The sequence below is a fragment of the Methanosarcina barkeri 3 genome, assembly GCF_000970305.1.
GTDB classification, from domain to species: Archaea; Halobacteriota; Methanosarcinia; order Methanosarcinales; family Methanosarcinaceae; genus Methanosarcina; species Methanosarcina barkeri_A.
Window position 1 is genome coordinate 2529939 of the sequence record NZ_CP009517.1, and the last position, 13746, is coordinate 2543684.

At 39.9% G+C, this 13746-nt stretch carries 13 protein-coding genes; 7 read left to right on the forward strand and 6 right to left on the reverse strand.

All coding sequences use genetic code 11. The features are described from left to right. Window positions 1–68: 68 nt before the first annotated feature. The 6 genes from MSBR3_RS10145 to MSBR3_RS21755 all read right to left on the reverse strand — a co-directional run bounded on the left by MSBR3_RS10145 (window position 69) and on the right by MSBR3_RS21755 (window position 5584). Window positions 69–1028 carry a coiled-coil protein gene (locus MSBR3_RS10145; RefSeq protein ID WP_048107938.1) on the reverse strand — a complete coding sequence of 320 codons (960 nt, stop codon included), beginning with the start codon at window positions 1026–1028 and terminating at the stop codon, window positions 69–71. Window positions 1029–1059: 31 nt separating this feature from the next. Then, the gene (locus MSBR3_RS10150) at window positions 1060–1683 is read right to left on the reverse strand and encodes a hypothetical protein (RefSeq protein ID WP_048107941.1); all 624 of its coding nucleotides are present in this window, start codon (window positions 1681–1683) and stop codon (window positions 1060–1062) included. 123 nt (window positions 1684–1806) lie between these two features. Next, window positions 1807–2097, reverse strand: a complete 291-nt coding sequence (locus MSBR3_RS10155; RefSeq protein ID WP_048107942.1) for a DUF424 domain-containing protein — start codon at window positions 2095–2097, stop codon at window positions 1807–1809. Window positions 2098–2383: 286 nt separating this feature from the next. Beyond that, complete coding sequence (locus MSBR3_RS10160) at window positions 2384–4486, reverse strand: minichromosome maintenance protein MCM (RefSeq protein ID WP_048107943.1); 2103 nt, start codon at window positions 4484–4486, stop codon at window positions 2384–2386. 120 nt (window positions 4487–4606) lie between these two features. Then, window positions 4607–5365, reverse strand: a complete 759-nt coding sequence (locus MSBR3_RS10165) for an RNA methyltransferase (RefSeq protein WP_048107945.1) — start codon at window positions 5363–5365, stop codon at window positions 4607–4609. Window positions 5366–5497: 132 nt separating this feature from the next. After that, window positions 5498–5584, reverse strand: coding sequence for a 4Fe-4S binding protein (locus tag MSBR3_RS21755; RefSeq protein WP_394297728.1), 87 nt, complete (start codon window positions 5582–5584; stop codon window positions 5498–5500). Between the two features lie 495 nt (window positions 5585–6079). Between MSBR3_RS21755 and MSBR3_RS10175 the strand changes: the two genes are divergently transcribed. The 7 genes from MSBR3_RS10175 to MSBR3_RS10205 all read left to right on the forward strand — a co-directional run bounded on the left by MSBR3_RS10175 (window position 6080) and on the right by MSBR3_RS10205 (window position 13627). Then, window positions 6080–6463, forward strand: a complete 384-nt coding sequence (locus MSBR3_RS10175) for a ferritin-like domain-containing protein (protein WP_048107947.1) — start codon at window positions 6080–6082, stop codon at window positions 6461–6463. 736 nt (window positions 6464–7199) lie between these two features. Beyond that, window positions 7200–7877, forward strand: a complete 678-nt coding sequence (locus MSBR3_RS10180) for a nitrite/sulfite reductase domain-containing protein (protein WP_048107949.1) — start codon at window positions 7200–7202, stop codon at window positions 7875–7877. Window positions 7878–8366: 489 nt separating this feature from the next. Then, window positions 8367–9674: an IS4 family transposase gene (locus MSBR3_RS10185; RefSeq protein ID WP_048107951.1), complete on the forward strand. Its 1308-nt coding sequence runs from the start codon at window positions 8367–8369 to the stop codon at window positions 9672–9674. Between the two features lie 575 nt (window positions 9675–10249). Next, a complete protein-coding gene (hdrE, locus tag MSBR3_RS10190; RefSeq protein ID WP_048107953.1) occupies window positions 10250–11029 on the forward strand; it encodes a dihydromethanophenazine:CoB--CoM heterodisulfide reductase subunit HdrE in 780 nt (259 codons plus the stop codon). Window positions 11030–11033: 4 nt separating this feature from the next. Continuing rightward, a complete protein-coding gene (hdrD, locus tag MSBR3_RS10195; RefSeq protein ID WP_048107954.1) occupies window positions 11034–12263 on the forward strand; it encodes a dihydromethanophenazine:CoB--CoM heterodisulfide reductase subunit HdrD in 1230 nt (409 codons plus the stop codon). Between the two features lie 106 nt (window positions 12264–12369). Beyond that, a complete protein-coding gene (locus MSBR3_RS10200; protein ID WP_048107957.1) occupies window positions 12370–13005 on the forward strand; it encodes a DUF116 domain-containing protein in 636 nt (211 codons plus the stop codon). Beyond that, entirely contained in the window at window positions 12998–13627 is a 630-nt protein-coding gene (locus MSBR3_RS10205) for a DUF116 domain-containing protein (protein WP_048107959.1), read from the forward strand. Before MSBR3_RS10200 ends, MSBR3_RS10205 begins: the two co-directional genes overlap by 8 nt. Window positions 13628–13746 lie beyond the last annotated feature (119 nt).

Genomic DNA, 13746 nt, shown 5'->3' on the forward strand with positions numbered 1-13746 from the left:
ATGGAGTAAAACGGAGACATTTTCAATGAAACTGACTTTTGTCTCCTGCCTCTGAATTTCACGAATTTTTAATCGTTAGAGAATTTAACGTCCCCTTTCTCGATAAGGAGCTTAAGATCTTCAAGGCTCATACGAGCGTTTTTCTGAAGTTTTTCACGGGCATCGTTATGTTTCTGGCTTACTTTGTGTTCTTCTTTTGTAAGCTGCAGGTCTTTTAACCTTTCTAAATATAAAGAGAGTTCCTGCCGGTTATTAGCAATACTGGTTTTAAGCGGGTCAATTTTTTCTTTAATCATATTTATACTTGTGATTTTATCCGTAAGCTGGGCATGGTATGTATTTGCTTCTTTGCGGATTTCATCCGCAAATTTGAAATTTTCTAGCATTTCCAGGTGGCAAGCTTGAGATTGGTCTGAGAGAGCCTGGATTTTTTCATGGAGTTCGTCTCCTCTCTTATGTATTCCTTTTGACTCTTTATAACTTTCCTGGATTTGCGCATGCAGTTCATTTGCCTTCTTTGCAGCTTGCAGGCGTTTACTTATGTCAGTCAGTTTCTGGAAGATTTTGATTTCCACGGTAAGAGGCAGTTCTTTATTAAAAAAAGCGTCAAGTTCGGCTTCATAAGCCTTTGTGAGAGATTCCACACTCCCATGGGAACATTTATTGTATTCGTCCCGCTGTTCCTTGAGTCCAGCAATTCCTGAAAACAGTTCCTGCGTCTTTAAGTTCACATTACTTCTTTTTCCTTTGTACTCACCGATTTCTTTGTTAATCTCGTCCCGCTTGTCTCTTAGTTCCTGTGCTTTTGCAACCCTTTCCTTAACCTGCTGGTTCAGAGAGTCTCTCTTTTCTTTCAGCTCGTCGATATCGGTCCTGTTAATCTTCAGTTCCCTAAAAATCGATGCCAACTGCCTTTCGCTTTTCTCTATCCTGCTCCTGAGCTCGTTTACCTTGCCCTTCAGCTCCCGTTCGTTAAGGTTTGAAAGGTCGGCCGTTGCAATTTCTGTGCTTGAAACGTCGTTGGTCATGTACTATCACCCGTATGTTTTCGAAAAAGGGTTATACTTTTAATTTTTCCCAGTAGCTCAATGCTTCTTCATGGTTTTTTATTCTGGTGCTAAGCCACTTATGCTGGGATTTGCTTTTAGAAATCTCTTCACTTTTGCTGCTGTCATCCTCTACAAACTGTTTTTCTGAATTTCTTATTTCTTTTAAATCAATATTAGATTTCCTGGCTTCCTCCATTCTGGCATTCGCCTGCAGGAGAACAGTTTCTCCAAGTCTAGCTGCCAGAGTAGTTTCACGCAGGTTTTGCATAAATAAATCTTTAAGTTTCTGTTCCTCTTCAGGTTCGATCTGCCCTTTGAGTTTTTTAAGCTCTTCCCTGAGTTTGCTTGCAGTAGTCGGGTCCAGTTTTGGGAAGATTTCTTTTTCAAGGATTGCTTCGGTCTGATGGTAGAATTGCTGGCGTTTTTCCTTGAGGACTTCCTTTCTCTCTTCCATCCGGGTTCTGAAGTTCTTTGCATTTTTTATATTTTCTTCGACCTGGTTTAACCTGCTGTCCAGTTCTACAAATTCCTTTTTATTTTCTTCCAGAAACCGTCTGTGTTTTTCCACAACTGCGGAGATCAGTTCCTCTTCTGTCAGCAATCTGATTCCGGCTTCGTCGATGTTCTCAGTCACTATATCACAATCTATGTTTTATTTTATACATATGTTGTTCTGTTCCGGTATATAATCAGCCCTGAAAGCCAGTGATTTGGCTTTCGCTGACTCAGCTTCTTAAGGGTTAATTAAGCAATTGGATTAAACCCTGAAGATCTGGGCATGAGGTACGCCGTCAATTATTATTACGGAGTCCGGATCGATTAACCCGCATTTTATAGCAAAATTGATTGTTTTTTCTCCAAAGAGATTTGCAGTCGTAGCTTCCTCAAGAGCTTTTTTGAATTCTTCTTCGGAAACATATTTCCCTTCATAAAAGGCCCTGCTGATCTCCACTACGGTCTTGCCGTGTTTCAGGGTCTTACCGAGCACTTCCTTATCGCAGGCTGCAACAAGCACATGCTCCCCATTTTTATATATCTTTATATACATATTCTCCCTTTTAAATAGTATTGCCCTTTTAGTATTTACAGCTTAACCGTCCTCACATAATCGCTATGTATGTGTTGTGCAGGCTTTTTTTGCTTTCCCAGGGATCTGGAAAAAAGATCCTGGAACTTTCAGCGTTTTGCTTCGTTTCGTTTAAACAAACCTTAAACTTAAACAAACCTTAAACTTAAACAAACCTTAGACTTAAACAAACCTTAGACTTAAACAAACCTTAAACTTAAACAAACCTTAGACTTAAACAAACCTTAGACTTAAACAAACCTTAAACTTAAACAAGTCTTATATGGTTTTGATCCGGAGAAAGCAGGTCTCCCCTTTGCTTCATTTTCTTAATGTTCTCTTCAGCATGAACTCTATCAATCCCATGTTCACTTTCAGCTATTGCATAAACCTCTTCGAGAGGGGCTTTAGCTCCCGGATGTTTTTCACTTACTTTTTTAATTATATCTCTGAGGATTTTTATCTTGTTTCTCTGGCTCATACTTGTGCCAGATGCAAGTATATCTGCATCAAGAACTCCGGTCTCAGGGTCGACACCTACATTTTTCAAGCAGTTCATAGTGATTCGGATAGTTCTTTTTGCGTCATCAAGTGTAACTGTATTGCTAAGGCGGACTCTTGCACTTGCTTCCGAGAGACGGACAAGTGCTTCAAGCTGCCTGGCAGTTACGGGTACAGGAGTGTTTTTGCTCTCTCCGGTTTTCCTGAGGTCCGTATAGAATTTTATAAGATGGGCCCTTGCATCTTCTTCCATTACAGGAAAAACGTTTTTCCGGGCATATGCAACGTATTTTCTCATTATTTCAGGCTGTATGACGGGTTCAATTACCTCCATTTCGGCTTCGACAAAATCTTCCTTTATATGGGACCCAGGAAGTTTTTCACGCTGCTCAAAGAGTTCTCCTGCATAATGAGACTGTAGAATATGGTTCGCAATTTTTGTGTCCAGGTTATGGTCAGGAGTATCGAGCAAAACAAAGATAAGGTCAAAACGTGAAAGCAGTGCAGGCGGCATACTTATCTGCTCTGCAAGGCCTTCATACCGGTCAAAACGCCCGTACTTCGGATTTGCAGCTCCCAGAAGAGCACATCTGGATTTAAGCGTAGCAATAATTCCCGCTTTGGCAATACTTATCGTTTGCTGTTCCATTGCCTCGTGCAGGGCGCTTTTATCCTCGGTTTTCATTTTGTCCATTTCGTCAACAGCAGCAATACCCATATCAGCCATGACAAGGGCACCGCCTTCGATTGTCCATCTTCCATCGTTGAGGTCGTCTTTTACGGCAGCCGCAGTCAAACCGCTTGCTGATGCACTCCTTCCTGAAGTAAACACGCCTCTTGGGGAGAGTTTGACAACATAGCGTAAGAGCTGGGATTTTGCAATTCCAGGGTCTCCTACAAGCATAATATGTATATCGCCCCTTATTCTGGAACCGTCAGGAAGGTTTTTCACAACTCCAGAAAACAGTTGAAGGGCGAGTGCCTCTTTTATGTCCTCGTATCCGTAGATCGAAGGTGCAACAGAGCTAACAATTTTACCATAGATTTCAGGATCACGGGAAAGTTCAAGGATCTCTTCTTCATCTTCAGAAGTTATTTCGAGTTCGTCATAGTCCTTATCCAGGTGCTCTATGGAATTTGCTTCTAACACAAGATCATAAAAGGTAGATTTCCCATCTTTGAGAGTACGCTGTCTGGATTTCAGGATTCCGTTAATTATAACCCTGTCTCCTGGGGTGACATCTCCTGTCAGGTCGTCTTCGGAGTCAATCTCAAGACTCTGGGGTTGGGAACCTCCTTTCAGGTTTTCGGGTGACTCCTGGATTTGCAGTTTCTGCGCATCTATAAAGGTAGAGTCCTCTATCCTTATCTTAAAGGGCCCTTTCTTTCCGCAGTTCTCGCCTTCGCAACCTGCAAATGGCTCCTCGAACTTGAAGCTGTTTTGGTCCACAAAAGTAAGATATCCGCACCTGAGGCATTCAAAAGCTGCTTTGGTAATTCTTGGTCTAACCTCAGTTGCTTTCCTTATCATGCCCTCGATTGCAATAAAGCGTGAGAGGTGCTTGCTCCTCAACTCCCTTATAGATATTCGGTTTGGAGTTTTTATTACCCTTACATGAGCCTCTTCCAGGTTTTTTTCTACAGGAAGGTCAATTTCTCTCAGGGCAGCTTCAGCCGCCTTTATAAGTTCTTCCGGGTGGTCAAGAAATTCTTTTGAAAGCTCTCTATCAAATTTTTCAATATCCGTAAAATCCACGCTAAGGCTTCGCTGATCCGGATACTCATTTGCAAGCTGGAGGATTTCATTCCAGTAGTAGTCTTTAAAAAACCTCTTTAGCTTTTCATCCCACTTGCTTTCTGTTTCAGTCATATCATTCTCTATCTGGCTTTAGGCAAAACTTTCATTTGTCGTTACGGTTTTTGTCTGAAAAAAGATTTAAAAAAAGTAATAATAAGTATCACAAGTTCTGATGTAAAAACAGGTTTATTCTCATATGAACTTTTCTATACTTGCCGAAGCTTCTGTTTCCTGGCCCTCAGGCTCGTTTAATGCGCATCCCATTTTTCGCTCGGTTTTTCTGATTATACCTCTCAAAGTCTGAACTTCCCTGGGAGTTAAACCTGCCCTTCCAAAAATTCTCCGCAGCATCAGAAAAGTTTTATCTTTTTTATGAGGAGGATAATCGATTTCCTCCAGCAGTTCCTCCAGATGCTCGTATAAAAGCTGGAGGTCAAATCCGTTGGCAAGGGGACTGTTTCCTCCTTCCAGGTCCGAGAGTTCGTAAAGCACCACTGCAACAGCATGTGAGAGATTCATTATCGGATATATATCAGAAGTTGGAACTGTAAAGAGCATATCAAAACTTTTGAGCTCATCGTTCCGGAAACCGGCATCTTCACGTCCGAAAAGGATTGCAATTGTTCCGCTGTAATCTTTCAGTCTCTCTTTCAGTTCTCTGGAAGTATAAAGCGGCAGACGGATATGTTCCCCGGTTTTCAGGCTTGCCACCCCTGTAGTTCCTATCATCAGGTTTGCGCCTTTTACAGCCTCTTCTATCGTTGAGGCAATTCTTGCTCCTTCAAGGATATCTCTTGCATGCGATGACATGGCTCTTGCTTCTCCTTCAAGTTTACAGGGATTTACAAGCACCAGGTCGGTATATCCAAAGTTTTTCATTGCTCGTGCAACAGATCCGACATTTCCCTGATACATGGGCTCTACAAGTACTATACGAATCTTAAGTGACAAATTTCTCAATCCTTTTTTAAAAATCAGTTTTCAAGGGTGGTTGTATCTTCCATACAGACAGTTACACACATTCTGCAACCCAGGTAATAAGATGGTTCTTTAAAACGCAAGACTTTGCTTCTGTCTTTTTTGCTACTGGATAAAACCTGAGTCTTTTGGGCAGGCAGCTTTGCATTTACAACAGCCTGTACATTTCTTCTCATCAATATATATTTTCATGCAGATTATTTTTAGTGTGTTCTGGCTTCATTTCGGTGTGCTATGGTCTTATTATGCTTTATTCTTATTGTGTTCCGTTCTTATTATGCTTCGTTCTTATTACGCTTCGTTCTTATTATACTTCGGTCTTTTTGTAGTTTATTTCGGTTTTATTATCATTTCTTTTTCTCATTTCAGTCCTTCCTGTTTTAACTTTTGCTTTTTGTTTTTTCTTTCTTGTAGTTTCTTCATTGTTCTAGTTCAGAAACATTATTCTTCCTCACATTACTACCAGATATTTTAGTCTTAAGTCGTTGTTGAGATAGAAAGATGGGATAGAAAGATGAGACAGAAAGATGGGATAGAAAGATGAGACAGAAAGATGGGATAGAAAGGATGAGACAGAAATAAGATTAAGTTCTGGTATTGACATCGACTGTGGCTAAAACTTAAATTCAAAGACTACTCTATGTCTAAACTATAAAATTGGTTATCTTAAAAAGAAATGGTGATTTAATGACTCTTGAAGAAATCTTAAAAAACACATTTAAAGGAGAAACTACTGAAGTTGGCTGGTATCTTGCAATGTCAAAGATCGCTGAGCGGGAAGGATTTCCGGATGTTGCGGTTTATCTTCGTCAGGTCGCCATGGACGAAGCCTGGCACGCCACCGAGGTAGCTGAAATCCTGGGACTTGTTAAAGAAACAACCCTTGAAAATCTGGAAATGATGTTTGAAGGAGAGAGTAAAGCCGAAATTGAGAAAGCTGAAGCTGCAGAATTAGCCAGAAAGGAAGGCAATACAAAAGCTGCTCTTTTCTTTGAGAAGGCATCTCTGGATGAAGCCAGGCATAAAGCAGGGCTTAACGGATTTCTGGAAAGGATGAGAAAACAGCAATAAGAAAGGATCCTTTGATCCTTTTTCCGTTTTAAGTTACTAAACTGGCGTTTTTGATTGCTAACATTTTTTATCGTTAATTACTATGCTTGTCGAATTAAGCTGGTTAATTCACTAAAGATTTTAAAATTTTATTACAGCCTGCGATTTTTAAAAACTTGTGGAGCTATATTAAACTCAGGCATTACGCCAATGTAATTTCCAGTTATGCAGTTAATACTCGATTTATAACGTTATGACAATTCTATAGAAATATACCCGATTTATAATGTTATAACAGTTCCGTAGAAACATAAAAAGCTGAATTCTCTCAGGCATGCAATTTTATATTATTTCGAGAAATATAGTTTGGGTCTGAAAACTCTTCCTGGATTCCGTATGTATTTTAATCAGAAAAAACGGTAGAATATCGGGTTCTTCACCTTCTGCATTGGGGTCTAATTTCAGGGGAAGCTGAACTAGAACCAGGGGGAACTAAACCAGAACTTGCTTTATCTGCTAACTGGTTCAGTAATTTATCGGCTCTAATCTATGAACTTAGCTTTTGCTTCCTATTTTCAATACCAGTAGGTTAAGTTATTGTATTAAATCCAAGACAGGCAGTAGTAAAACTGTAAAAAAGACATCAAATGAAGTAAATTTTGAAAAATAACTATTAAATCGAGAAGATTCAAATTAAAGATTAAACTAAACAATCCAGAAGTAGATATGAGTTAACTAAGTTAAAGGAGTGTATAATATGGTAAGTCGTGAGTATGTGAAAGGGGATCTTCCCGAAAAAGCTGCAATTCTGCAAAGAGATGGTGAAACGTATGCAATTGCTCCCCATATTCCTGGAGGAATCGTATATCCGGAAACTCTTAGAAAAATAGCTGACATTGCAGAAAAGTATGGGGCTGCTGCCCTTAAGATTACCTCGGCGCAGAGGATTGCAATTGTAGGGTTAAAAGAAGAAGATCTGGATGCAGCTTGGGGAGAGCTGAATCTACAACCCGGAGCTGCTATAGGACTTTGTGTCCGCAGCGTTAAGATTTGTCCCGGAACTACGTTTTGCAAGAGAGGTAAACAGGACTCAGTCGGGCTTGGATTAAAACTTGATGAAAAGTACCATGGGATGCAGCTTCCGTCCAAATTTAAAATGGGGGTTTCCGGCTGCCAGAATTCATGTTCCGAACCTATGATAAAGGATATAGGGCTAATGGGCACGGCAAAAGGCTTTACTTTGTCCGTAGGGGGAAGCGCAGGTCCCCGTCCGAGACTGGGGAGCATAGTGGCAAAAGATCTCACCGAAGAGCAGGCCCTGGATCTTGTTGAAAGGATAATCAATTTCTACAAAAAATATCCGAGGCCAAGAAGAATCGGAGAAGTTATCGACGAGATCGGGCTTGAGAAATTCAAAGAAGAAGTAGGATTGTAAAAAGCTCTCTTAGTTTTCAAAGGTTAATTTTCAAAGGCGTTTTTATTTTAGCCTATATTTGTCGATCAACCGTTGCGCCGGTTGATCACGCCGATAGGGTTTGGGGATAAGATTTCCAAATTCAAATGTCATTACGGTTCTCGATCAACCGTTGCGCCGGTTGATCACGCCGATAGGGTTTGGGGATAAGATTTCTAAATTCAAATGTCAGTACGGTTCTCGATCAACCGTTGCGCCGGTTGATCACGCCGATAGGGTTTGGGGATAAGATTTCCAAATTCAAATGTCATTACGGTTCTCGATCAACCGTTGCGCCGGTTGATCACGCCTATAGGGTTTGGGGATAAGATTTAAAACTCAAACGCAACCGCTGAGTTGGTTGATCAGCTGTCATGACTGTTTAGAGACTGTTTCATGCGTCATCGGTTAAGCATTAAATTCCCTCTCTTGTACATGTTTTTATAATAATACCTAAATATCTCTGTATCTATGTCTCCTCGTCCCCTACCTACTCTTGAAGACTCTCTTCGGGAAATGTTTCCCGAAGAGTGGTTAAGGCAAACTGCCAAAGAAACTGGTCTTATAGTACGTGAACGTAAAATTGACCCTGTCATTATCTTTTGGGTTTTAACTCTCAGTTTTGGTGTACGCTTGCAGCGTACACTTGCCAGTTTAAAACGAGAATATGAAACTGAGTCACAAAAAACCATAAGTGATAGCAGCTGGTACTATCGTTTTACTCCAGAACTTGTTGAGTTTCTTCACCAATGTGTAATTCATGGCATGGAAGAACTTGCAAAAGAACCTGGTAGGAAACTTAGCAAGAAACTCGAAACCTTCCAAGATGTTGTCATTCAGGACAGCACAATTGTTCGTCTCCATTCCTCGTTAGCAGACAAGTTTCCGGCAGCAAGATCAAGAACAGTAGCTGCAGGAGTAAAAGTTGGAGTTATGGTAAGTGCAGTTGCTAATGGACCTAGAACCGTTGCTCTGTACTCTGAAAAAACAGCTGAGGTAAAGACATTAAAAATAGGTCCCTGGATCAAAGATCGTATTCTCCTTGTTGATCTTGGTTTCTACAAAACTCAAATGTTTGCAAGAGTTGAAGAAAATGGGGGATATTTTGTATCAAGAATTAGGAAGAATATGGACCCTATTCTTGTTTCTGTTGAAGAGGGACTTTCTAAGACAAAAAGCAAAGAGTTCGCTGGAAAACCTGTTAGTGAATGTATTAAGCAACTTTCTGGAAAAGATATTGACGCAGTTGTAAAAATAGCATTCAAAAGAAGAGCGTATAAAGGCAAGCAAAAACCGGATGAGATGAGTGTACGTCTTGTTGCGGTATATAATGATGAGGACGAAAAGCACCACATATATATCACAAACATTCAGAAAGATGTTTTGAATGCAAAAGACATTGCAAAATTATATGGGGCAAGATGGGATATAGAATTGCTGTTTAAGGAGATGAAAAGCAAATACGCTCTGGACGTTCTTGAAACAAAGAATGTGCAGGTGATTGAAGCTCTAATTTGGACAGCAATGTTGACACTAATTGTTAGCAGAAGAATTTATTCTCTTGTAAGAAACTCAACAGCTCATCCTGAAAAAATGGCTAGATATACGCAGTTACGTTGGAGTACAATATTTGCAGAGAATGCATCAGATTTGTTGACAGTAATTCTGAATAGATGTGGAATTCAGAGAACTTTTGAAACGATAATGAGTGTATATGAAAGTCAAGCATTGGATCCACATGTAAACAGAGAAAGGTTTAGAGATGAATGGTTTGAGTAAGAAATGAAGAGACTGAATCAAAAAAAGAGTGAGAGGAGAAGGAAATAATTCCTTAACCGATGACCAATGGAGACTGTTTAGATTTAGCAGTTATTTTCGCTCAAGCTTTTTTAAAAGGCTTGCGGGCAAGCAGTTTTTTTAGAAGGATTGTTAGAAAAATCTCGTTTGAAAATTGCATTTTACTTTTTCTTTTCCTTCACTTTTACTTTTTACTTTTTTGCCGTTTAATTTCTTATTTTACCGTCAGGAAGAATTCTATAAGATCTTAATATCCTCATTATATTATAATTTTACTATTATTATTTGTACTTTCACTTTTTTCTTTCTCGTTTGATTGCTTTTACTCAACTCATTTTTGCAACTCAGTGGGCTTTTTAATATGTCGTTTAATAAAGATAATGTTTAAATATAATAGATACAAACACTAACAGACTATACTAACCTTATGTAGACAGTCGCTACGGCTATCATTCTGTGTTTACTATCATTGATGTCCTGTAACGTGACAATTGTAAAAGAAGTATTGTTCCCAGTTTTTGATCCATACATAGGAGGAATAAATTATTAGTGAGGAAATGCTTTATTTTTCTGGGCTCTCGGATGCATTAAGGATGACGTTTGTCCAGATTATGATATTCAGCACAATAGCTATTTTAATTTTCTTATATGGTCTGATAGGTAACTTCCAGAAATGGGGGGCAGGAGTCACAGGCTATGGTCTTGAGCCTCAGGAAGGAAAAAAAGGAAGTGCAATCACATTCTTAAAAACCTGGTGGAATCAGGTAACAGCAGAATCTCACCATCATGGAAAGCCTATTCTGGAGGTTCTTATACTTGATATCGTTTTCCAGAGGAGAATTCTCAAGAGAAGTCCTTTCCGCTGGTTCATGCACATATTTATTTTTGGGGGCTGGATGACCCTCTTTGCTCTATCAGGAATGATGTTTGCAGTTGAAATGACCGAAAAAATCGGAATTGAACTCCCATTCACCCCCGCAGAATTTAGAGATTTTCTCTCAATTCCAAACTATATCTTCGGGTATATCCTGCTTATCGGAGTTCTTATAGCATTAGTAAGAAGACTGTTTGTCTCTGAAGTCAGGGAAGCTTCTATTATGTATGATTGGGTTTTGATCGGAGTAGTTTTCTTAGTTACTATTTCCGGTTTTATCGCCGATGGTATCAGAACAGGTTTTATCTGGAGCTTTGGGCTTGACCCCTCAGCAGCACCACCGGCCGCTCTCTTCCACTCCATAATTTCCCTGCTCTTCTGTATCGCATTTATACCATACAGTAAATATATTCATGTAATCGCCATACCGCTTGCACTTCTTGCAAACAAAGGAGGCGAATAAAAATATGGCAAAACGTACCCCTTCAATCGATACGAAGAACGTTACCGCAGTCCAGCTCATGGAACTCGATTCCTGCGTTCGCTGCGGTGAATGTGTAAAATGGTGTCCGACTTATGCCGCTTCCGGTGAGAAACCAGGATTAGCTCCCAGAGACAAGATCCTGCGCTGGAGGCAGTACATGAACAAGTCCTATGGATTTAAAGCAAAGATCTTTGGTCCAGAGGAAATCCCTCAGTCAGAACTCGAGCAGTTTAAAGACGATGTCTATGGCTGTACTACATGTGGTGTCTGTGCAACAGTTTGTGAAGCAGGCATTAACACTGTTGAACTCTGGGAAGCTTTAAGGACAAACCTTGTCAAGAAAGGAATTGGACCTTATGGAAAGCTGGGCACGATTCCGAAATTGATAAAGCAGTACCATAACGCTTACATGCTTGACCAGAAGGACAGACTTGCCTGGGTTCCGACCGATGTTAAAATTGCAGATAAAGCAGACATCCTTTATTTCACTGGTTGTACTGCAGGATACAAGCAGCTATCTCTTGCCTTTGCGACTTCACGTGTACTTAACAAACTGGGTATTAAATTCTCCATGCTTGGAGAAGAGGAATGGTGCTGTGGTTCAAACCCTATCAGGACAGGCCAGATAGATTATGAAGACGTAGCTCGTGAAGCTGCAAGGCATAATGTCGAAGCCATCCAGAAAAAAGGCGCCAAAAAGGTTCTCTTTGCATGTGCAGGCTGCTTCCGTGCTGCAAAAGTCGACTGGCCCAGGCTTCTCGGCAAAGAGCTGCCTTTTGAGGTTATTCACATTACGCAGTTCCTTGCAGACCTTATAAAAGAGGACAAAATCAAATGGGAGAAGCCGATCAACAAGACGGTTACCTATCACGACCCCTGCCACCTTGGTCGCCACGTTGGTGTCTTTAATGCTCCCAGGTTTGTTCTTTCCCATATTCCGGGTGTTAAATTCGTTGAAATGGAAAGGTCAAAAGAATTCCAGCGCTGCTGTGGAGCTGGTGGTGGTGTAAAAGCAGGAATGCCTGATCTTGCTGTGGCAATTGGAGAAGCTAGAGTTAAGGACGCTCTTGAAACCGATGCAGATATCCTCTCGAGTGCATGTCCCTTCTGTAAGAGGAACCTCTCGGATGGTCGTGATTCTCTTAAAGCCGATATTGTTGTAGAGGACGTCATCGAGCTTGTTGCAGAGGCTCTGGGCCTTAGCACTACATAAGCGTGAAAATGAAGGCTGGATTTCCAGCTTTCTTATTCTTTTTTCTTTCTTTCTTTTTATTGTTATATAGCAAAACTTAAATATCGATACTTACCTCCCCTTGAACATGTATATTCCTTACGAATTTCTAGGAAAAATATTCACATATCTGGTTCTTTTTGCTCTTGCAGGAACAGGGATCGCTCTGCTCTTAGGGGCATATTCCTTTAAAAAACGCAGGATAATCTTTCCGGGGTTCGTGCTGTTTACTCTTTATCTTTTCTATTCTCCTTCAAAATTATTGTGCAGATTTTTTAGAATCAGGGAAAATCTTGTGGATGATATTCTTATAGATTTAAGAAATGCCTTAATGTTGGATCGCTTTGTTCACACAAAAAAGAACAGGGTTGTGTTCCTTCCTCAGTGTATGAGACACCCGGAATGCAGGGCAAGGTGTGACCCCATTCATGGTTATGAATGCAAACGTTGTGGGAAATGTGATATTTCAAAGATATATGAGGCTGCAGATAGGTACAATTTCAAGGTTTTTATAATTCCTGGAAGTAGCTTTGTAAAAAAAATCTTTAAAGAATACAGGCCTCAATCTTGCCTGGGTGTAGCCTGTTACAATGAGCTTGCAGAAGATATGCAGGAAGTATCTTTTATCCCTGTTCAGGGCGTTCTTCTCCTTCGGGATGGTTGTTTCAATACCAAAGCTGATGTAGAAGAAATTATCCGAAAAATGGAGATGTGTAATGTATAGTTTTATAGGAAAAGCTCTGCTTTTTACCATAACTTTTTCGATTTTAATCTCGATGTTTGCTCTCATAGTGAGTCGAATTAGCCTGAAAAAGAATGTATGGCTTGCAGGTTTCTTTTCAAATGTACTTGATTTTTTTTATTTGCCCATAAAATACTTTTTCTGTAAACTATCAGATCCACGAATCCTGGATAAGTGGATAGTATCTTTGAAGAACATAGCTAATGCCTCAGATTTCTCAAAAACTAAAAATCGCATAATTATTGTTCCGCATTGTGTGCGTGCGTTAGATTGCCCTGCGTCGTCAACAGTCTTAGGAATTCAATGCCGGGACTGCGGGAAGTGCATTGTATCTCAATTAAGAAAAGATGCCAAAAAATATGGATACGACTTATATATAACTACCGGCTCTTCAGCTATTGCTAATATCCTTAAACATAAACCTGCAGATGGTATACTTGGAATAGCATGTGATTACGAAATAAACAAAGGAATGTGCGCTTTAAATGGGAAAAAAGTTGTGACTTATGGTGTCCCTCTGTTGAACGATGGTTGTTATAATACGAAAGTGGACTATGAGAAAGTAATTGAAATGCTCGAATACTTTGACAAGAAGAAGATATAACTAAAAACTTCTCTTATCGTTATGCAAGACTGTAACCTTTTCAATTATTGGGATTTACTTACTTCTTTTTTATTAGTGGAATTTACTTACTTCTTTTTTATTAGTGGAATTTACTTACT

What these genes read in the sequence shown, in the direction of transcription:
- MSBR3_RS10145 (WP_048107938.1), bottom strand. Translation starts at nt 1,028, where the DNA reads ATGACCAACGACGTTTCAAGCACAGAAATTGCAACGGCCGACCTTTCA.
- MSBR3_RS10185 (WP_048107951.1), top strand. Translation starts at nt 8,367, where the DNA reads ATGTCTCCTCGTCCCCTACCTACTCTTGAAGACTCTCTTCGGGAAATG.
- MSBR3_RS10155 (WP_048107942.1), bottom strand. Translation starts at nt 2,097, where the DNA reads ATGTATATAAAGATATATAAAAATGGGGAGCATGTGCTTGTTGCAGCC.
- hdrD (WP_048107954.1), top strand. Translation starts at nt 11,034, where the DNA reads ATGGCAAAACGTACCCCTTCAATCGATACGAAGAACGTTACCGCAGTC.
- MSBR3_RS10175 (WP_048107947.1), top strand. Translation starts at nt 6,080, where the DNA reads ATGACTCTTGAAGAAATCTTAAAAAACACATTTAAAGGAGAAACTACT.
- MSBR3_RS10205 (WP_048107959.1), top strand. Translation starts at nt 12,998, where the DNA reads ATGTATAGTTTTATAGGAAAAGCTCTGCTTTTTACCATAACTTTTTCG.
- MSBR3_RS10160 (WP_048107943.1), bottom strand. Translation starts at nt 4,486, where the DNA reads ATGACTGAAACAGAAAGCAAGTGGGATGAAAAGCTAAAGAGGTTTTTT.
- MSBR3_RS21755 (WP_394297728.1), bottom strand. Translation starts at nt 5,584, where the DNA reads ATGAAAATATATATTGATGAGAAGAAATGTACAGGCTGTTGTAAATGC.
- MSBR3_RS10200 (WP_048107957.1), top strand. Translation starts at nt 12,370, where the DNA reads ATGTATATTCCTTACGAATTTCTAGGAAAAATATTCACATATCTGGTT.
- hdrE (WP_048107953.1), top strand. Translation starts at nt 10,250, where the DNA reads ATGCTTTATTTTTCTGGGCTCTCGGATGCATTAAGGATGACGTTTGTC.
- MSBR3_RS10180 (WP_048107949.1), top strand. Translation starts at nt 7,200, where the DNA reads ATGGTAAGTCGTGAGTATGTGAAAGGGGATCTTCCCGAAAAAGCTGCA.